The organism is Glacieibacterium arshaanense (genome assembly GCF_004681125.1).
GTDB lineage: Bacteria > Pseudomonadota > Alphaproteobacteria > Sphingomonadales > Sphingomonadaceae > Polymorphobacter_A > Polymorphobacter_A arshaanense.
On the sequence record NZ_SIHO01000001.1, the window covers coordinates 1,232,979 to 1,251,653 of the forward strand.

The 18,675-nt window shown below is 64.0% G+C and carries 18 protein-coding genes; 5 read left to right on the forward strand and 13 right to left on the reverse strand.

Translation table 11 applies throughout. The annotated features are described in order from the left end of the window. Window positions 1-55: 55 nt before the first annotated feature. The 3 genes from pgsA to EUV02_RS05730 are packed head-to-tail and all read left to right on the forward strand — an operon-like array spanning window position 56 to window position 1,318. Window positions 56-613 carry a CDP-diacylglycerol--glycerol-3-phosphate 3-phosphatidyltransferase gene (pgsA, locus tag EUV02_RS05720; RefSeq protein WP_135245401.1) on the forward strand — a complete coding sequence of 186 codons (558 nt, stop codon included), beginning with the start codon at window positions 56-58 and terminating at the stop codon, window positions 611-613. Next, window positions 610-864: a molybdopterin converting factor subunit 1 gene (gene moaD, locus EUV02_RS05725; RefSeq protein ID WP_135245202.1), complete on the forward strand. Its 255-nt coding sequence runs from the start codon at window positions 610-612 to the stop codon at window positions 862-864. The genes pgsA and moaD overlap by 4 nt, the downstream gene beginning before the upstream one ends. A gap of 1 nt (window position 865) precedes the next feature. Next, entirely contained in the window at window positions 866-1,318 is a 453-nt protein-coding gene (locus EUV02_RS05730; RefSeq protein ID WP_135245203.1) for a molybdenum cofactor biosynthesis protein MoaE, read from the forward strand. Window positions 1,319-1,421: 103 nt separating this feature from the next. On the opposite strand, the gene EUV02_RS05735 is transcribed toward EUV02_RS05730, so the two are convergent. From EUV02_RS05735 to EUV02_RS05750, 4 genes are all read right to left on the reverse strand, one after another. Next, window positions 1,422-2,399 carry an NADPH:quinone oxidoreductase family protein gene (locus EUV02_RS05735; protein WP_135245204.1) on the reverse strand — a complete coding sequence of 326 codons (978 nt, stop codon included), beginning with the start codon at window positions 2,397-2,399 and terminating at the stop codon, window positions 1,422-1,424. Window positions 2,400-2,619: 220 nt separating this feature from the next. Continuing rightward, window positions 2,620-3,327 (reverse strand): phosphocholine cytidylyltransferase family protein, encoded by a 708-nt coding sequence (locus EUV02_RS05740; RefSeq protein ID WP_135245205.1) that lies wholly within the window; start codon window positions 3,325-3,327, stop codon window positions 2,620-2,622. A 30-nt stretch (window positions 3,328-3,357) separates the two neighbouring features. Beyond that, window positions 3,358-4,461 (reverse strand): inositol-3-phosphate synthase, encoded by a 1,104-nt coding sequence (locus tag EUV02_RS05745; protein ID WP_135245206.1) that lies wholly within the window; start codon window positions 4,459-4,461, stop codon window positions 3,358-3,360. A 55-nt stretch (window positions 4,462-4,516) separates the two neighbouring features. Continuing rightward, window positions 4,517-5,830, reverse strand: coding sequence for a CDP-alcohol phosphatidyltransferase family protein (locus EUV02_RS05750; protein WP_135245207.1), 1,314 nt, complete (start codon window positions 5,828-5,830; stop codon window positions 4,517-4,519). A 203-nt stretch (window positions 5,831-6,033) separates the two neighbouring features. On the opposite strand from EUV02_RS05750, the gene EUV02_RS05755 reads away from it, so the two are divergent. Beyond that, entirely contained in the window at window positions 6,034-6,858 is an 825-nt protein-coding gene (locus EUV02_RS05755) for a CDP-alcohol phosphatidyltransferase family protein (protein ID WP_166430520.1), read from the forward strand. Between the two features lie 81 nt (window positions 6,859-6,939). Continuing rightward, the gene (locus EUV02_RS05760; RefSeq protein ID WP_135245209.1) at window positions 6,940-9,069 is read left to right on the forward strand and encodes a hypothetical protein; all 2,130 of its coding nucleotides are present in this window, start codon (window positions 6,940-6,942) and stop codon (window positions 9,067-9,069) included. A 129-nt stretch (window positions 9,070-9,198) separates the two neighbouring features. On the opposite strand, the gene EUV02_RS05765 is transcribed toward EUV02_RS05760, so the two are convergent. Genes EUV02_RS05765 through EUV02_RS05805 form a run of 9 tightly spaced genes read right to left on the reverse strand, consistent with a single transcriptional unit; the run spans window position 9,199 to window position 18,647 of the window. Beyond that, window positions 9,199-9,486 (reverse strand): DUF1467 family protein, encoded by a 288-nt coding sequence (locus tag EUV02_RS05765; protein WP_135245210.1) that lies wholly within the window; start codon window positions 9,484-9,486, stop codon window positions 9,199-9,201. Window positions 9,487-9,489: 3 nt separating this feature from the next. Then, a complete protein-coding gene (locus EUV02_RS05770) occupies window positions 9,490-11,151 on the reverse strand; it encodes a ribonuclease J (RefSeq protein ID WP_243445779.1) in 1,662 nt (553 codons plus the stop codon). Between the two features lie 22 nt (window positions 11,152-11,173). Further along, the gene (locus EUV02_RS05775; RefSeq protein WP_135245211.1) at window positions 11,174-11,980 is read right to left on the reverse strand and encodes a type III pantothenate kinase; all 807 of its coding nucleotides are present in this window, start codon (window positions 11,978-11,980) and stop codon (window positions 11,174-11,176) included. Window positions 11,981-11,992: 12 nt separating this feature from the next. Next, complete coding sequence (locus EUV02_RS05780) at window positions 11,993-12,697, reverse strand: biotin--[acetyl-CoA-carboxylase] ligase (RefSeq protein WP_243445780.1); 705 nt, start codon at window positions 12,695-12,697, stop codon at window positions 11,993-11,995. Between the two features lie 16 nt (window positions 12,698-12,713). Further along, complete coding sequence (gene nuoN / locus EUV02_RS05785) at window positions 12,714-14,156, reverse strand: NADH-quinone oxidoreductase subunit NuoN (protein WP_135245213.1); 1,443 nt, start codon at window positions 14,154-14,156, stop codon at window positions 12,714-12,716. Continuing rightward, window positions 14,156-15,679 carry an NADH-quinone oxidoreductase subunit M gene (locus EUV02_RS05790; protein WP_135245214.1) on the reverse strand — a complete coding sequence of 508 codons (1,524 nt, stop codon included), beginning with the start codon at window positions 15,677-15,679 and terminating at the stop codon, window positions 14,156-14,158. Before EUV02_RS05790 ends, nuoN begins: the two co-directional genes overlap by 1 nt. A 1-nt stretch (window position 15,680) precedes the next feature. After that, window positions 15,681-17,705, reverse strand: coding sequence for an NADH-quinone oxidoreductase subunit L (gene nuoL / locus EUV02_RS05795; protein WP_135245215.1), 2,025 nt, complete (start codon window positions 17,703-17,705; stop codon window positions 15,681-15,683). 1 nt (window position 17,706) lies between these two features. Beyond that, a complete protein-coding gene (gene nuoK, locus EUV02_RS05800; RefSeq protein ID WP_135245216.1) occupies window positions 17,707-18,015 on the reverse strand; it encodes an NADH-quinone oxidoreductase subunit NuoK in 309 nt (102 codons plus the stop codon). After that, a complete protein-coding gene (locus tag EUV02_RS05805) occupies window positions 18,012-18,647 on the reverse strand; it encodes an NADH-quinone oxidoreductase subunit J (RefSeq protein ID WP_135245217.1) in 636 nt (211 codons plus the stop codon). The genes nuoK and EUV02_RS05805 overlap by 4 nt, the downstream gene beginning before the upstream one ends. Window positions 18,648-18,675: the final 28 nt, after the last annotated feature.

The window sequence follows — 18,675 nt, forward strand, 5'->3', positions numbered from 1 at the left end:
TTCACTGTCCATGCTGGTTGAGCGTTGCCCCCCAATAGCCTAACAACGGTGCATGTTGTCCAGCCTGCCCAACATTTTGACATTGAGCCGCATCCTAGCGGTGCCGTTTCTGGTGCTGCTGCTGTGGGATGCACATTGGCCGGGCTATATCGCCGCCACGGTGCTGTTCGGTGTCGCGGCCGCAACCGATTACCTTGATGGCTATCTGGCGCGTAGCCAGGGCACGGTATCGAAGCTCGGGGTATTTCTCGATCCGATTGCCGACAAGATCATGGTCGCGGCGACGATCGTCATGCTGGTCCATACCGGCATGATTCACGGGCTGGCGGTCATCCCGGCGCTGATCATCCTGCTGCGCGAAATCACCGTTTCGGGCCTTCGCGAATATCTCGCCGGGTTGCAGGTTTCGGTGCCCGTCAGCCAGCTCGCCAAATGGAAAACCGCGGCGCAAATGGTCGCACTCGGCGCGCTGCTGCTCGCCGGCGCGACGCCGGTGCTTGCGCCGTGGCTTCCGGCATCCGAAATCGGCCTCGCGTGCCTTTGGATCGCCGCCGGGCTGACGCTGATCACCGGCTATGACTACCTACGTGTCGGCCTGAAGCACATGTCATGACGCAGCTGCTGTATTTTGCCTGGGTGCGCGAAAAGCTTGGGCGTGACGGCGAGGAGATTGCGCTGCCGGTGTCGATTGCCACCGTCGGCGAATTGCTCGACTGGCTGGCGTCGCGCTCGCCCGCGCACGCCGCAGCATTGGCCGACCGCAGCCGGCTGCGCGTGGCGGTCAACCAGGAATTCGCCGACGACTACACCCCCGTTGGCCCGGCCGACGAGGTCGCGATTTTTCCGCCGGTGACGGGCGGCTGACATGCTATCGACGCGGGTCCAGGCCGAGCCGTTCGATACCGCCGCCGAAATTGCCGCGCTGTCGGCGGGACGAACCGACATCGGCGCGGTCGTGACCTTCACCGGTTTCGTCCGCGACCTGAGCCACGGCGTACCGGTCGAAGCGATGACGCTCGACCATTATCCGGCGATGACCACCAAGGCGCTCGCCGCCATTGCGGCCGAAGCCGCAGCACGCTGGCCGCTGCAGGGCGGCACGGTCATCCACCGCCATGGACGGCTGCTGCCCGGAGACCCCATCGTACTGGTCGCCGTCGCGTCAGCGCACCGTGCGGCGGCGTTCGAGGCGGCAGCGTTCCTGATGGACTGGCTCAAGACCAAGGCACCGTTTTGGAAGCTAGAAGAGGCCGGCGGGCAAGCGCGCTGGGTTGAAGCACAGGCCGGCGACGATGCGGCGGCGGCACGCTGGAGCTGAACTGAGCGACGACGATGACAGGCGGTTAGTCTCCGCTGTTCACGCCAGATATTCGTTCATGCTGCCGCGGCCCTGAGCACGACGGCTCAGGGCCGCGAGCAGTTCAGGCGACGTTGATGACGACCTTGCCGGTGGCCTTGCGGTCCATCAGGTAGCGGATCGCTTCGGCACCTTTTTCAAGCGAGAAGTGCTTCGAAATGTGCGGCTTGAGCTTGCCTTCGGAATACCAGCGCAGCAGCTCGGCCATGTTTTCCTGGTGCAGCTTCGGATTGGCGGCGGTGAACGCGCCCCAGAACACGCCGACGATCGACGCGCCCTTGATTAGCGGCAGATTGAGCGGCAGCGACGGGATCTGGCCGCCGGCGAAGCCGACGACAAGGTAGCGGCCGTTCCAGGCGATCGAGCGGAACGCCGGCTCGGCGTATTTGTCGCCGACGGGATCATAGACGACATCGACGCCCTTGCCGCCGGTCATGCGCTTGATCTCGTCGCGCCAACCGTCGTTCGAATAGTTGACGACTTCGTCGGCACCGTACTGCTTGCACAGCGCCAGCTTTTCGTCGGTCGAGGCCGCGGCAATGACCTTGGCGCCCATGACCTTCGCCAGTTCGACCGCGGTCAGCCCGACGCCGCCCGAGGCGCCGAGCACCAGCACGGTTTCGCCCGGCTGGAGGTTGGCGCGCTGCTTAAGCGCGTGGTGCGAGGTGCCATAGGTCATGGTGAAGCCACTCGCGACATCGAACGGCATGTCGTCGGCCATCGGGATGACCTGCGGGCGGTTGGCGATCAGATACTCGGCCATCGCGCCGTTGCCGATCATCGCGATGACGCGGTCGCCGACCTTGAGATCGGTAATCCCCTCGCCCACCGCATCAACCACGCCGGCGGCCTCGCCACCCGGCGAGAACGGCAACGGCGGCTTGAACTGGTACAGGTTCTGGATGATCAGCACGTCGGGAAAATTGACGCCGGCGGCATGCACTTTGATGCGCACCTGGTTCTTGCCGGGCTCGGGCACGGCAATGTCATTGAGCTGGAGGGTTTCCGGCAACCCATGTTGCACGCACTGCAAAGCCTTCACGCGATTCTCCCAAGATTTGGTTTTTCCAATTGCGCGCACCATAGAGCGCAATGCGCCGCCGTCGAGGGGCAGAATGCAATTGAGGCGCAAAAGAGCCTCCGGCGGGCAGGCCTGAGGCCTGCACCCGAAATTTTGGGGCGGTGCTGCGTCAACCGGCAGCGCGCTGGGAGCGCTCTGAACTATTGGGTGCAGGGGCAAGCCCCTGCCCGCCGGAGGCTCTTCAGGCCTGCCCAGCCAACCACGCGGTGGCGAGCGCCAGCGCCCGCGGATCATCGATGTCGAGCCAGTCGTGCGCGGTGCAATCGACGGCGACGGCGCTGCCCTTGCGGGCCAAGGCGCGGACGCCATCGGACAGGCTGGGCAGCGGCGCCGGGCGGAGTTCGTCGAACAACGCCGGCGTGATCTTGAAGACGCCGGTGTCATAGGCGTCGTAGAGCGGGATGTTCTTGCCGATTTCCACAATGCGGCGGTTGGCGCCGGTGCCGCGTGTTGCGACGCGGGTTACGTCGTCTTCATCGACCCAGGGGTGACCAAGGCGGCGGTCGACGCCGAGCGCGAGCGCGTCGGAGCCGAGGTCATGATCGATCATGGCGCGGTAGAGCGACGGCTCGACGAGGTGGTCGGCCATGCAGAGCAATGCCTCGCCGGACACCAGCGGGGCGGCAGCGAGCAGCGAAACGCCGTTGGGCTTGTGCCAGTCGGGGTTAAAAGCGCGGGTAATGCGGCAGCTGGTTTCGGTGTCGAGTGCGGCACCGATGGCGTCGGCTTCATAACCGAGCACGACGACGACTTCATCGATGCCAGCCGATGCCAACCGGCCAATGACGTGAAGCAGCAACGGCTTGCCGTCGAGCAGCGTCAGCGGCTTGACCGCCGACGCGCCGCGCAAACGCGTACCCATGCCGGCGGCCAGGATGATCGCCTGCATGGGTGTGTTCGCGTGTCGGCTTTGCCGGAATTACTGCTTGGTGGTGCCTGCGATGAAGTCTTCGAGCGCGGCAAATGCCACGTCATCGGGACGCTGCACCGGCGGGTGCTTGCAGAAGAATGCCGACGGTTCGTAGACGATACCGCCGAGACCGCGATCCTTGGCGATCTTGGCGCAACGGATCATGTCGATGGCGACGCCAGCCGAGTTGGGGCTGTCTTCGACCGACAGACGCATTTCGAGGTTCATCGGCACGCCGCCGAACATGCGGCCTTCCATGCGCAGGAAGCAGACCTTGTTGTCGTTCTGCCATGCAACATAGTCCGACGGACCGACGTGGATGTTTTCATCTTCCATGCGGAACTGCGCGACCGACTGCACGGCTTCGGTCTTCGACGTCTTCTTCGACGCGAGGCGCTTCTTGTTGAGCATGTTGAGGAAGTCGGTGTTGCCACCGGTGTTGAGCTGATAGGTGCGGTCGAGGCTGACGCCGCGCTTGGCGAAAAGGTCAGTCAGCACGCGGTGGACGATGGTCGCACCGAGCTGCGCCTTGATATCGTCGCCGAGCAGCGGCACGTTGGCGTCCTTGAAACGCTTCGCCCATTCGGGGTTCGAAGCGATGAACACCGGGATGTTATTGACGAACGCAACCTTGGCTTCGAGCGCACAGGCGGCGTAAAATTCGGTTGCGAGCTGGCTGCCGACGGGCAGGTAGTTCATCATCACGTCGGTGCGCGATTCAATCAGACGCTTGACGACATCGTCCTTGCTCGGCGCCTTGATATCGGCCGGCAGGAAGGTGCGGTCATCGGGATAGTCGGCCATATGGTCTGAATAACCATCAAGGATGTTGCCCATCTCGACCTTGACGCCGGTCTTGCCGACATGGTCGCAGAACACAGTGGTGCAGTTCGGCTTGGCGAAAATCGCGTCGGCAACATCGGTGCCAACCTTGCGACGATCGATATCCCACGCCGCGACAATCTTCAGGTCCTTGGGACGGTAGCCGCCGAGGTCCCAGTGCATCAGGCCGAGCGCATCGTTCGATCCGCCATTCGAGTAGTGCGAGAGCCCCTGAACAAGTGAGCTTGCACAATTGCCGACGCCCACGAGCGCGACGTTGATTCCGGTCATTCCAAATCCCTTTCGCACGGCGCTCAACAACGCGCCGGAGCGTTACACATATGTTTCACCTAGACGAGCGGAGCCATGCGGGCAAGAAGTTGTATGCAGTCCGCGCGAAATTGGCTTCGATCAGGGCTGATTGAGCGCTGCCGAATTGCTGCAAGCGGAGGAACATTCGAGCCTGCATCACGAAAAATGTCAAGGCGCTATAGATTGACATCGTGATGAATCCCGCGCCCCAGGCGCCAGCGACACCAAAAGGCAACAGTGTCCAAAAAAAAGTGTTGCGACGTCCGGCAATCAGCCGGAACCGCCGTTCGAAGCTGCCGGAATCGTCGAGCTGCTTGCCGGTGAAGCGCCGGAAGAATTCACCTTGCAGGCTTTCGGCGAGTGCGAACAGTACGAGCAACGCTGCCACACCCCACGGCCAGGCGTCATCATAGAACCGCGACAGATAGCTGCCGATGCACAGGAACCAGCCGTATTCGCAGATCTTGTCGAGCACATGCTCGAGATCGCCGAATCGCGAATAGTTGAGTGTTGTGCGCGCCAGCTTGCCATCGACCCCGTCGAGCGGCCCGACAATCAGCACCATGATCAGCCCCGTCCACAGCCAACCGAACAGGAACGCCACGCCGGCAGCGATGCCGAGACCGAAGGCAAATGCCGTCACCATGTTGGGCGTAACCGGCGTCGGCGCCAGCAGGCGCACCAGCGCATCCTCGATCGGCGGATGAATCAGGCGCGCCGGCCAGTCGAGGCAGCCCTTCTGGGCGGACTCGACGACAATGTCGGTGGCGTGGCGCGCCGACGTGATGTCGTTCGGCACCGCCCAGATAAACGGCACATGTCGGCGGCGCGCCGGCGCGTAGGTATCAAGCGCCGCAATGTCGATAATCGTCACCGCCGGATCGGCCAGTGTTGTGCGCAGCAAGGTCGAAGCAAGATCCCAGTCGCCAAGTCCAGCGGCAACTTCGCGCACTGTTGCGCCGCGATAGACAGCGACACCTGCCGACAGCCGTGTCGAATCGATGCGCTCGATGCCGCGTGGCGGTTCCATGGCGGGCCAGCTGGCGACCGCCGGGACCGGTGCGGCGCGCACAGCGGCGACGATGCGTTCGTCGGCGATCAGTCCTGCGGCAAACACTAGAACAGTGTCGTCCGCGGCGATCTCGCTGGCCAGACGCGCTGGCGAGTCAATCAGTGTGACATTCTCGTTTTCGAGTCCGGTGGTCGGGCCATCGGTCAGCACATAGACGCGCGCCGCCTTGGCAATATGGGCCTCGCGGCATTGGCGTGCCACGGTGCTGATCCCGCCGACTACAAGTGCCGGCGTCTCCCCGTTGGCTTCCGATATGACGACGGCGACCAACGCCATTACTGCTCCCACTCACTTTGCCCGACGCGCCATGCCGGTGTTGCCGACATGCCCCGGCGCGCTGCCGGATTGTGCGCGCCTGTCATAGAGACTGCCAACCCGACTTGCCAAGACCGGCTGTGCTCGCTTAACGCGATTTGATGAGTTCCGCGTTTTCTCCGCTGCAGCAATCCACGTCCACCGGCACCCCGACCGGCGGCAATATGGACGCACGTCCGCCATCGATTGAAACCCCGACCAACCGCTGGTTCATCCATCGCATTGCCGCAGCGCTGCTGCCCCCGGCGATCAGGCTGGGCATCCATCCCAATACCGTTTCGCTGATGGGCCTGGCATTCGGCGCCGGTGCCGGTTTTGCCTATTGGCAGTGGCGCGACCCGTGGATGGCGACGCTGGGCTTCATCCTGATGATCGGCTGGCACATCTGCGACGGGCTTGATGGTCAGTTGGCACGCGCGACGGGCAAGGTCACTGCGCTGGGGCGCCTGCTCGACGGGGTTTGCGACTATGCAACTTTCATCATGGTGCTGTTGCCGATTGCGTTGAGCTTCGACAACTGGCCGCTGACGCTGACGCTGGCACTGGCATCGGGCGTCGCGCACGCGCTGCAATCGGCCTATTACGAAGGCGAACGCGAAAGCTGGATCCGGCGATCGCGCGGGATTTTCACGGTGCGGCCGCGCTCAAACGCCGGCGGCTTCATCGAACGCAGCTACAACAAGATCGAATCAACGCTGGGCAACCGCGAACGTCCGGTCGATGCCTGGCTGGCGGCGAATCCGCAACGGCTGCCGCAGTATCTGGCGGCCACTGCACCGGTCATGCGCACGATGGCGATCCTCAGCGCCAACAGCCGCACCGTGGCGATCTGGACGGCCTGCATGATCGGTTTGCCGGTGACCTATTGGCTTTGGGAGCTCATCGGACTCAGCCTGTTTGCGATGATGCTGGCGGGCCGCTTGCGACAGGTGGAAACCGCGCTCGAAACCGGCGATGCCGCGGCGCTGTCAACCGGCCGTCGCGAGTGATAGAGCTGTCATTTATTCGACATGTTCCGGCGTTCGGCATAGTCCAGACGATGCTGCCCGAGATGACGCTGCAGAGGTGCGATGACTGACGACGCAATCGAATTCACGGAACAGCCGGCCCCGCGCGGCCGCCGTATCATTCTGTTCCTCGCGCTGCTGTGGGTGGTCGTTGCCGGTGTGCTGGCGATATTGGCCGTGCGTGCCGGATTCCGGATTGCGCCCGACGACCTCGTCGGCATGGCCACGCTTGCGGCAGGTTTCGCCGCACCGCTCGCGGCGCTCGTGCTGGTGGCCCTGATCGGCGCCCGCAATGATGACGACGCGACGCTGCTCGCGGTGCGGTCGCGCAATGCATCTGAAGCCGCAGCCGCAATCCGCCGCAACCTTCACGAAATTGATTCGATGCTCGGCGCCGTCGCAGTTCGCCTCGAAGGCGTGCGCGCCACTGTTTCCGAAGACGGCATCGGGCTGACCGATGGCGCCGGCCGACTGGCGGTTGCCGCCGATGCGCTGCTCGTCGCCAGCAAGACCGCCGACAGCGCCGGCACGGCGCTGCACGGTCGTTTGCCCGAAGCGCAGGCCCAAGTCGAAAAGATTGCCGGCCTGCTCGAAAGCACGGCAGCCGAATCGACGCGCCAGCTTGGCGAAATCGAAACCCAGTTGGCCGGTATCTGGACCCGCAACGACGAAGCGCAGGTGCAGGTCGACCGTATCGCCGCGCGCATGACCGAGGTGTTCGAATCGCTCGAAGCGCTGAGCGCGCGCGCCTCGACCGCGGTCGGCGACCGCGTCGGGCTGCTCGAAACCAGCGTCGCGCAAGTCTATGACCGCACCACCAGCGCACTCGATGCGACGCGTGACGGCGTCCATGCCCAGACCAATGCACTCCTTGCAGCGGTAGACCAGGCGCGTGTTGCGCTCGATCACATCGGTGGCGAAGCCGCGCGCGCGATTGCCAAGCGCCTCGACAAATTGCTCGGCGCCGCCGAAGCGCTCGGCACCATGCTTGGCGAACAGGATGTCCGCAGCCGCGCGTTGGTCGACACCATCGAACGCAGCTTCGTCATGCTCGACGGCAAGCTCCAGCACAGCAGCTCGATGGGCAGCACGACGCTCGACCAGCTCGGCGAGCGTGTCGCGCGCTTCCGTGATGATGTCGATGCCATGGGCCCCCCGATCAGTGCCACCGAAAGCGCCATCCTCGCCGTCGAGAACGTCCTGACCCGGCTGCGCGAAGCCGGCGACGAAGCGGTGGTGACACTGGCGACCCGCCTGCCCGCCACCAGCGACAGCATCGACGGCCTCGCCAGCGATGTCACTGCGCTGCATGCCAAGGTCGAAGCACTCGCCGACCCGGTGGCACGCGGCAAGGATGTCATCGCCGACGCCGCCGCGACCTTTGCTGCGCAACAGGTCGCGCTCGACGCCGCGACGCAGCAGTTCAGCGCGCAGCTCGGCAATGCCAAGGCTCAGCTTGAAGATATCGAAACGCAAACCCAGGGCTCGGCACTCGCCTCTGCGACTGCGCTGATCGAAGTTCTGGCACGCGTCCGCGAAGTTGCCGAAGCCAGCACCGGCTCGATGCGCGCCACCATCGAAGGCATCGTCGCTGAGGCCGAAGCTGCGCTCGAATCGGCCGGCACCGCCAAGGTTGAAAGCGCCTTCGGGGCGCCTGTCCGCGCCAAGCTCGCCGAAATCGAATCCGCCAGCACTGCCGCCGCCGCCGCTGCGCAAGCCGCGATCGAGCGCCTTTCGGCGCGACTGCTCGGTCTGACCACCACAGTCGCCACCGTCGAAGCGCGCATCGATGAAGCCGATGTCAAATATGACGCACGCGCGGCCGCCGACCTGTCGGTGCGCGCCGGTGCCATCATCGACCAACTCAACGCCGCGTCGATCGATATCACCAAGCGCCTCGCCATCGATGTCGGCGACGACGCCTGGGCCGCCTATCTCAAGGGCGACCGCAGCGTCTTCGCTCGCCGCGCGGTACAGTTGCTCGACCGTGGCTCGGCACGCGCAATCGCCCGCAACTACGCGCACGACGCCGAATTCCGCGACCTCGCCACCAACTATATCGCGACGTTCGAAGCGATGCTCCAGCGCGTCGTCAGCGACCGCGAGGGCAAGTCGCTGGCGGTGACGCTGGTGTCATCAGATGTCGGCAAGCTGTATGTGGCGCTGACGCAGGCGGTTGATAGAGCCAGATAAGTTGAAGGGCCTCCGGCGGGCAGGCCTGAGGCCTGCACCCAATTGCTGCCGGCGCTGTCATAAACAACGTCGAATATTGGTCACAGAAATCAAATGGGTGCAGGCCTCAGGCCTGCCCACCGGAGGCCCTTAATCCGGCCTTGCCTTCGGCCCGCGATTTTCCCAGCCAGGGATGTCGTTGATCGAAATCCAGCCGTGCACATAGTTGGCGTAGTAGGCGATGAAAATCACCGTCGCCAGCACCAGCGCCGCGCCGAGCTTTTGCCACATGCGCGGGTTGACGGGGGCGCTTTCGGCTGACCCCGCCGGTCGCTCGGTGCCGGCTTCTTCCGCTGTCTTGTTGCCGAACGGCAGCACCAGGAACAGCGAAAGCGTGAAGAACAGGAACCAGATAGCGGTGCCGGCGGGCCAGGACATGGTCTAGACCCGGACGATCTGGACGTCGGTGACGGGCTTTTTGCCGGTCCATTCGCGCGCGACGCGGCGGACGGCGATGCGGATGGCATCTTCAAACTTGGCGGCGTGGTGCGGGTTGCCGGCGTGCGCGGCCTTGGCGGCCGCCTCGCCACATTCCTTGAGGAAGTCGGCGCGGTCTTCTTCGACCGGCACGCCCTGCGCGATGATCGACGGCGGTGCCGCAAGCTTGCCCTTGGCATCGAGGATGAGTGTTGCTGACAGATAGCCGCTGTGCATCATCCGGCGGCGCGCCAGCATGGTTTCGCCGTCGGCGGGCACGATGACATCACCGTCGAGGACAAGGCGCCCGACCTTTTCATGGCTGAGCAGCTTGGGGCCATCGGGCGCGAGGCGGATTGCGGTGCCGTTCATCGGCACCATCGCGCGTGGCACGCCGGCTTCGAGTGCCAGCTTGGCGTGCGCTTCCATGTGACGGCGCTCGCCGTGCACCGGAATGGCGATCTGCGGGCGAATCCAGCTGTACATCGATTGCAGCTCGGGCTGGCCGGGGTGGCCCGACACGTGAACGTGCGCTTCCTTCTCGGTGATGACTTCGATGCCGCGCGTCGCGAGCAAATTCTGCACGCGGCCGATGGCGAGTTCATTGCCGGGGATCTGCTTCGACGAATAGACGACGAGGTCGCCGCGTTCGAGCTTGAGCTGCGAATGCGTGCCCTCGGCAATGCGGCTGAGCGCGGCGGCGGGTTCGCCCTGCGCGCCGGTGCACACGATGAGCAGCTTCGATGGGTCCATCTTGGCGGCCTGATCGAAGCTGAGCAGCGGCGGCATTTCCTTGAGGTAGCCGGCCGCCTTGGCGACCTGCGTGATGCGCTCCATCGAACGACCGACGAGGCAGAGATGCCGGCCGGTATCGATGGCCACCTGACCAAGCGTGTGCAACCGCGCCGCGTTCGACGCGAAGGTGGTGACGAGCACCCTGCCCTTGCCGCGCGCCGCGATGACGGCGTCGAGGCCGACGCGCACGCCCTCCTCGGAACCGCTGGCCTGGGTGTTGAAAACGTTGGTCGAATCGCCGATCATCGCCAGCACGCCGCTGTCGCCGATTTCGCGCAGCTGCTGCGGTGTCGACGGCGTGCCGAGCTGCGGGTTCTCGTCGAGCTTCCAGTCGCCAGTGTGGAAGATGCGGCCGTACGGCGTGTCGATGATCAGCGCATTGCCTTCGGGTATCGAGTGCGCCAACGCCGCATATTTGAAGGTGAAGTCGCCCAGCGTCAGTGTCCCGCCCATCGGGATGATGTTGAGCTTGACCTCTTTCTCGATGCCTTCTTCTTCGAGCTTGCGGCGGATGAGGCCGGCAGTGAACGGCGTCGCATAGAGCGGCACGCCGAGGTCGAGCGCGAGATACGGAATCGCGCCGATATGGTCTTCATGGCCATGCGTCAGCACGACGCCGAGCAGGTCCTTGCGGCGTTCCTCGATGAACGCAAGGTCAGGGAGGACGAGGTCGACGCCGGGATAGTTGGGGTCGGCAAACGTCATGCCGAGATCGACCATAACCCATTTGCCGCGGCAGCCGTAGAGATTGACGTTCATGCCGATTTCGCCGGATCCGCCCAAGGGCAGGAAGACCAGCTCGTCGCCGGGGAATTGTTTTTTCGATTTCATTTTAGTCTGTTGCCAGTTCTGATCAGGTTATTGCGTTAAGTGCGTTGATGCGGATGAGACCGCGAATGGTAAGGTCGCCGTCGACGCTGTCGATGGCGTCGGTGTGGCGGTTGAACAGCGTTGCCAGCCCGCCGGTGCCAATGACGGTCATCGGCCGGCCAACTTCAGCCTTGATGCGACTGGTCAGCCCTTCGATCAGCCCGACATAGCCCCAGAAGACGCCGGATTGCATCGCGTGGACGGTGTTCTTGCCGATGACGCTGGCGTTGTTGCTGCCGGTGGTCGGCGGTTCGACGGCGATGCGCGGCAGCTTCGCTGCAGCCATATATAAGGCATCCATCGACAAATTGATACCCGGCGCGATGACGCCGCCTTCATAGCTGCCCGCGCCCGTCACCGGATCGCTGGCGACGATGTCGAACGTCGTGGCGGTGCCGAAATCGACAATGATCAGGTCGCCCGGCGTGCTGGCATGGGCCGCGACGGCATTTACGATGCGGTCGGCGCCGACTTCGGCGGGGTTGGGCATGTTGATGGCGATGCCATAATCGATGCCGTTGGCGCCGACGATCAGCGGCTCGACATCGAAATATTTGCGGCACAGGTGCTGCAGGTTGAATAGCGTCGGCGGCACCACGGTCGCGATGATCGCGCCCGAAATATGGGCGCGCTCTACGCCTTCCAACGCCATCAGCTGGTTGAGCAGCACGGCATATTCGTCGGCGGTGCGGTTGTGATCGGTGGCGACGCGCCAGCGCCAGCGGATGGTTTCATCCTCCACGAGCGCGAACACGACATTGGTGTTGCCTACGTCAATTGCCAGCAGCATTTTGGAGCCCCTTCACAGCTGGAAAACTTCGCCGGCGTGGATAGCACGGCTGCTGCCGTCGTCGAAACGCAGCCGCAGCGCGCCGTCGGTGTCGAGGCCGTCGAATGTACCGGTCAGAGTCTCGGATCCGAGGCGTGCGACCAGCGGCGCCCCCAGCCCTGCTGCACGCGCCAGCCAGGCATTGCGAATGGAGTCGAAACCATAGTCGCGCCACGCCGTGCGGGTTGCGTCAAAGGCTTCCATCAGCGCGATGGCCAGATCATGCGCGCTCGGTGCAGCATAGCCCTGCGCCAAAAGCGAGGTCGCAGGACGCTCGGTATCCGCCGGATGCGCGACCAGATTGACGCCGAAGCCGATAATTGTCGCGCCGTCGCTGCCCTCTAGCAAGATACCCGACACTTTGATACCGATCAGCAGCAGGTCGTTGGGCCATTTGAGCGCTAGATGCGCTGATGGGACCCATTGCTGTAGCGCGCGGTCGAGCGCCACCGCCGCCACGAATGACAGTTGTTGCGACGGCCCCTCGCCAGCTTGCGGCCGCGTCAGCACGCTGATGAACAGATTGCCTTCGAGCGAGGACCACGCTCGCCCGCGCCGGCCGCGACCGCCGCTTTGGCGCGTGGCACGCACCCACAGGCCGTCGGCAGCACCATCCTGCGTTGCCAGCCAGTCGTTCGTCGAGCCGATTTCGTCGAATTCGACGAGGGTGGAGGTCAAAGCGACTCCGCCTGCCCTACAGCAACGACGCCGCCGCATGCGTTGCCGCAGCGACCAGCGGCGTGATCGCCAGCATGCCGAGCGGCGAGCAGGCGATCGCGGCGACCCCGATCATCGCCGCATTGATGCGGCTGTCCGACGGCGCGAAGTGCGGCGCCGGCGTGTCGAAGTACATCGTCTTGATGACGCGCAGGTAATAGTAAGCGCCGATGACGCTGGCGATGACGCCGAGGACGGCGAGCGTGTAGAGGTGCGCGTTCATCGCCGCGGTGAATACTGCGAACTTCGGCCAGAAGCCGAGCAGCGGCGGGATGCCCGCCAGGCTGAACATGAAGATGGCGAGCGCCGCCGCAAGACCAGGCCGCGAGCGCGACAGACCGGCAAGGCTGTCGAGCGTTTCGACCGGCTTGCCGTCGGCGTCGCGCATCGCGAGCACGCACAGGAAGCTGCCAAGCGTCATCACCAGATAGACCGTCATGTAGAACAGCACCGCTGCAACACCTTCGCGCGTGCCGGCGGCGAGGCCGATCAGCGCGAAGCCGATATTGGCAATCGACGAGTAAGCGAGCAGTCGCTTGATGTTCGTCTGGCCGATGGCACCGATGGCGCCGAGGAACATCGAGGCGATGGCGACAAAGGTGACGATCTGCTGCCAGTCGGCGGTCATCGGGCCGAACGCCTCGATAACGACGCGGATCAGCAGGCCCATCGCCGCCGCCTTGGGTGCCGAGGCGAAGAACGCCGCGACCGGCGTCGGGGCACCTTCGTAAACGTCGGGCGTCCACATGTGGAACGGCACCGCCGAAATCTTGAACGCCAGCCCCGACAGGATGAACACCAGCCCGATAAGGGCGCCGATGTTGCGCGCCGGGCCACCCACCAACGTCGCACCGAGCGCGCTGAAGTTGGTCGTGCCGGCAAAGCCATAGACGAGACTGATGCCGTAGAGCAGGATGCCCGAGGCGAGCGCGCCGAGGACGAAATATTTGAGACCGGCTTCGGATGAACGTGTCTCGTTGCGGTTGAACGCCGCGAGAACGTAGGCGGCCAAGCTCTGGAGTTCGAGGCCGACATATAGCGACAGCATGTCGTTAGCGCTGACCATCATGCACATGCCGGTGACGCCGAGCGTCAGCAGCACCGGATATTCGAATCGCGCGCTCGACGTGCCCTTGAGGTACGGCAATGCCAGCACCGCCGCGACGGCCGCCGCACTGAGGATGAGCAACTTGAAGTAGCTCGAAAAAGCGTCGGCAATGTAGAGCCCGTCGAATGCCAGAACCGGCGTACCGGCACCCTGCACGACCAGCACGCCGGCAACCGCGTAAAGCGCGACGGCAGCCCAGGTCAGCAGCGGCAAACTGCGGTCACCGTTGAAGACCCCGACCATCAGCAGCATCATCGCACCGATGCCGAGCACCAGTTCGGGGGCAATCGTGTGAAGCGAGACGAGCAACATTACTTGGCTCCCTGCTTCGCTTGCGGAAACACCACGGTCTGGACTCCGGGATTGGCGCGTTCGAGTCGGTCGAGCAGGCTGGTGACCGGCACGTGCAGCGGGCGCAGGAAGGCGGCGGGTGCGATGCCCATCCACAGCGTCGCCAGCGCGATTGGCAGCAGGATGGCGACTTCGCGCAAGCTAAGGTCCGGCATCGCCTTGACGTCGGCCTTGTCGAGCGTGCCGAAGACAACGCGACGGTACAGCCACAGCATATAGGCGGCGCCGAGGATGATGCCGGTGGTCATCACGGCCGCGACCCAGGTGTTGGCACCGTAGGTGCCGAGCAGCACGAGGAACTCCGCAACGAAGCCGCTGGTCGCCGGCAAGCCGATCGACGCCATCGTGAAGAACATGAAGAACAGCGCGTATTTCGGCATGTTGTCGGCGAGCCCGCCGTAGCGGTCGATTTCGCGCGTGTGCAGCCGGTCGTAGACGACACCGACGCACAGGAACAATGCTGCCGACACGAGGCCGTGGCTGAGCATCATCATCAGGCTGCCTTCGATGCCCTGACGGTTGAAGGCGAACAGCCCGACAGTGACGAACGCCATGTGCGCGACCGATGAGTAGGCGATGAGCTTCTTCATGTCATTCTGCACCAGCGCGACCAGCGAGGTGTAGACCACCGCGACCATGCTGAGCCCGAACACTAGCCACATCAGCTGCGCCGAAGCATCGGGGAACATCGGCAGCGAGAAGCGCACAAAGCCGTAGCCGCCCATCTTGAGCAGCACGCCGGCCAGGATGACCGAGCCTGCGGTGGGCGCCTCGACGTGCGCGTCGGGCAGCCAGGTGTGCACCGGCCACATCGGCATCTTGACCGCGAACGACGCGAAGAACGCCAGCCACAGCCAGGTCTGCACCGCGGGATCGAAGTCATACGCCATCAGCGCGCGGATATCGGTCGTGCCGGCGACGCCGACCATGTACAGCATCGCGAGCAGCATCAGCACCGAGCCGAGCAGCGTGTAGAGGAAGAATTTGTAGCTGGCGTAGATGCGCCGCGCCCCGCCCCAGATGCCGATGATCAGGTACATCGGGATCAGCCCGCCTTCGAAGAACAGGTAGAACAGGAAGAGATCAAGCGACGCGAACACGCCGAACATCAGCGATTCCATCAGCAGGAACGCCGCCATATATTCGGGCACGCGCGTCTTGATGCTGTCCCACGACGCGAGGATGCACAGCGGCATCAGGAACGCCGTCAGCACGATCAGCAGCAGCGCGATACCGTCGATCCCGAGATGCCAGGCGAAATACGGCGCGAACAGCGGCGCATATTCGGTGAACTGGAACGCCGGATCGGCATTGTCGAACTTGACCCAGACCAGAATGGCGAGCGCGAATTCGAGCAGCGTTACCACCAGCGCGGCAACACGGGCGTTCTGCGCGCGCGCGGCCTCGCCACCGGGCGCGAACAGCACCCACAGCGCGCCGGCGATCGGCAGGAAAATCAGCAGCGACAGCACCGGAAACCCCATTTTACTGGCCCCCGATGACGCGCGGCAGGAACCAGGTCACCGCCGCCGCAACGCCGACCAGCATCACCAGCGCATAGCTGTAGACAAAGCCCGACTGGAAGCGCTTGGCGACACCCGAGCCGCTGACCACCGCGGCGGCAACACCGTCGGGGCCGAAGCGGTCGATGACGCCCTGGTCACCGCGCTTCCACAGGAAGCGGCCGATGGCAAACGCCGGACGCACGAACACCAGATTGTAGAGCTCGTCGAAATACCATTTGTGGACGAGGAAGTTGTACAGCCCCGGGAAAGTCGCGACGAAGCGCGCCGGGCCGGTGCGGTCACGCATGTACATCTGGAACGCCAGCAGGAAGCCCAGCGTCATAACGGCCGCCGGTGTCCACACGACCCACGCCGGCACCTGCTCCATGCGTTCCATCAACTCGACATTGAACGCCACCGAGCCGCGCCAGAAATCGACACCATGTTCGACCCCGACAAACTGGTTGTGGAACGCCCAGCCGGCGAGCAGCGCGCCGACCGACAGCACGCCGAGCGGCAGCAGCATCGTCCACGGGCTTTCGTGCGGGTGGTAGCCGGCGGTGCCGTCATCATGGCCATGACCGTGTGCGTCATGAGCGTGATCGTCGTGACCATGGTCACCGTGCGCAGCGTGCTGGATATGTTCCGAGCCCGACCAGCGCGGCTTGCCGAAGAAGGTCAGGAACGCCAGGCGCCACGAATAGAAGCTGGTCAGGAACGCCGCGAACGCGCCGACGGTGAACGCGACATAGCCGGCTTCGGTGCCGCGCGCGAAAGCGGCTTCAAGGATAGCATCCTTCGAATAATAGCCGGCGGTGAAGAAGAAGCCGGTCAATGCCAGCGTGCCGATCGTCATCGCCGCAAATGTCAGCGGGATGTGCTTGCGCAGGCCGCCGTAGAACCGCATGTCCTGTTCATGGTGCATGGCATGGATGACCGAGCCGGCACCGAGGAACAGCAGCGCCTTGAAGAAGGCGTGCGTGAACAGATGGAACATCGACGCGCCATAGGCACCGACGCCGGCGGCGAAGAACATGTAGCCGAGCTGCGAGCAAGTTGAATAGGCGATGACGCGCTTGATGTCGGTCTGCACGGTGCCGACGGTGGCGGCGAACAGCGCGGTCGCGGCGCCGACATAAGTGACGACGGTCAGTGCGGTGGCGCTGGTTTCGAACATCGGCGACAGGCGGCAGACCATGAATACACCAGCGGTGACCATGGTCGCGGCGTGGATCAGCGCGCTGACCGGGGTCGGGCCTTCCATCGCGTCGGGGAGCCAAGTGTGCAGGCCGAGCTGCGCAGATTTACCGCAGGCGCCGACGAACAGCAGCAGGCACAGCGTCGTCATGACATCGACTTGGTGGCCGAGGAACACGAACGTCGCGCCGGTCATTCCGGGGGCCGCAGTCAGGATAGCATCGAGGTTGACGGTCTTGAACACCAGGAAGGTGCCGAAGATGCCGAGCGAGAAGCCAAAGTCGCCGACGCGGTTGACGACGAATGCCTTGATCGCCGCCGCATTCGCCGACGGCTTGTGGTACCAGAAGCCAATCAGCAGGTACGACGCAAGGCCGACGCCTTCCCAGCCGAAGAACATCTGCACGAGGTTATTAGCGGTCACCAGCATCAGCATCGCGAAGGTGAACAGCGACAGATAGGCGAAGAACCGCGACTGGTCGGGATCTTCGTCCATATAGCCCCAGCTATACAGGTGGACGAGCGCCGACACGGTGGTGACGACGACGAGCATCACCGCGGTCAGCGTGTCGATCTTGAGCGCCCAATCGATGACCAGGTCGCCCGATTCCATCCAGTCGAGCAGGTGGATGCTGTAGGCGGCACCGCCGCCCAGACCGATCTGCACGAACACCACCCATGACAGCGCGGCGGAAGTGAACAGCCCGGCGGTCGTCAGCAGCTTGGCCGGAACCTTGCCAATGATGCGGCCGCCCAGGCCAGCGATCAGCGCCGTGATTAGCGGCAGGAATACCAGAAGCTGGACCACGTCAGCCCTTCATCATGTTGATGTCGTCGACCGCGATGGTCCCACGATTACGGAAATAGATCACGAGAATGGCGAGGCCGATTGCCGCCTCGCCCGCCGCGACGGTCAGCACGAACATCGCGAAAATCTGCCCCGACAGGTCATGCAGGAACGCCGAAAAGGCGACCAGATTGATGTTGACCGCGAGCAGGATCATTTCGACCGACATCAGGATGACGATGACGTTCTTGCGGTTGATGAAGATGCCGAGCACGCCGAGCACGAACAGGATCGCGCCGACGGTCAGGTAATGGCCCAAGCCAATGGTCATCGCTTGATCTCCCCGCGACCCACCAGCCCGGCGCCGGTCTCGACCTTGATGGCGTGCGTCGACTCGCCCGGCTGGCGCGCCACCTGCTTGCCGATATTCTGGCGCCGCGTGCCGGGGCGCTGGCGATGCGTCAGCACGATCGCGCCGATCATCGAGGTCAGCAGCACCAGGCCCGCCGTCTGGAAGATATAGACATATTTCGTGTAAATGAGACTGCCGAGCGCCTGGGTATTCGACATGCCTTCGACGGCCGCGACCGGCGCCTGCGCCAGCGCCGGCTGGATATCGGCCATCGACCAGGCCCCGAGCACGATGACCAGTTCGGCGAGCAGCAGCGCGCCGAGCGCCAGCCCGAACGGCAGGTAGCGCGCGAAACCGGCACGCAACGCCGCGAAATCGATGTCGAGCATCATCACGACGAACAGGAACAGCACCGCGACCGCGCCGACGTAGACGATGACGAGGATCATCGCGAGGAACTCGGCACCGAGCAGCACGAACAGGCCGGCGGCGTTGAAGAACGCCAGGATCAGCCAGAGCACCGAATGCACCGGGTTGCGCGCCAGAATGACCATGATACCCGAAAGCACCACGAGCCCGGCGAACATGTAGAAGATGAGGGCTTCAATCACGTCAGATCATTTCCAAAGCCGTAAGGAG

Coding starts and splice junctions, on each gene's coding strand:
- nuoN (WP_135245213.1), bottom strand. CDS start 14,156: ATGTTGCTCGTCTCGCTTCACACGATTGCCCCCGAACTGGTGCTCGGC.
- moaD (WP_135245202.1), top strand. CDS start 610: ATGACGCAGCTGCTGTATTTTGCCTGGGTGCGCGAAAAGCTTGGGCGT.
- EUV02_RS05790 (WP_135245214.1), bottom strand. CDS start 15,679: ATGGGGTTTCCGGTGCTGTCGCTGCTGATTTTCCTGCCGATCGCCGGC.
- EUV02_RS05755 (WP_166430520.1), top strand. CDS start 6,034: ATGGACGCACGTCCGCCATCGATTGAAACCCCGACCAACCGCTGGTTC.
- EUV02_RS05750 (WP_135245207.1), bottom strand. CDS start 5,830: ATGGCGTTGGTCGCCGTCGTCATATCGGAAGCCAACGGGGAGACGCCG.
- EUV02_RS05775 (WP_135245211.1), bottom strand. CDS start 11,980: ATGCTGCTGGCAATTGACGTAGGCAACACCAATGTCGTGTTCGCGCTC.
- EUV02_RS05770 (WP_243445779.1), bottom strand. CDS start 11,151: ATGAAATCGAAAAAACAATTCCCCGGCGACGAGCTGGTCTTCCTGCCC.
- EUV02_RS05740 (WP_135245205.1), bottom strand. CDS start 3,327: ATGCAGGCGATCATCCTGGCCGCCGGCATGGGTACGCGTTTGCGCGGC.
- nuoK (WP_135245216.1), bottom strand. CDS start 18,015: ATGACCATTGGCTTGGGCCATTACCTGACCGTCGGCGCGATCCTGTTC.
- EUV02_RS05745 (WP_135245206.1), bottom strand. CDS start 4,461: ATGACCGGAATCAACGTCGCGCTCGTGGGCGTCGGCAATTGTGCAAGC.
- EUV02_RS05760 (WP_135245209.1), top strand. CDS start 6,940: ATGACTGACGACGCAATCGAATTCACGGAACAGCCGGCCCCGCGCGGC.
- EUV02_RS05730 (WP_135245203.1), top strand. CDS start 866: ATGCTATCGACGCGGGTCCAGGCCGAGCCGTTCGATACCGCCGCCGAA.
- EUV02_RS05765 (WP_135245210.1), bottom strand. CDS start 9,486: ATGTCCTGGCCCGCCGGCACCGCTATCTGGTTCCTGTTCTTCACGCTT.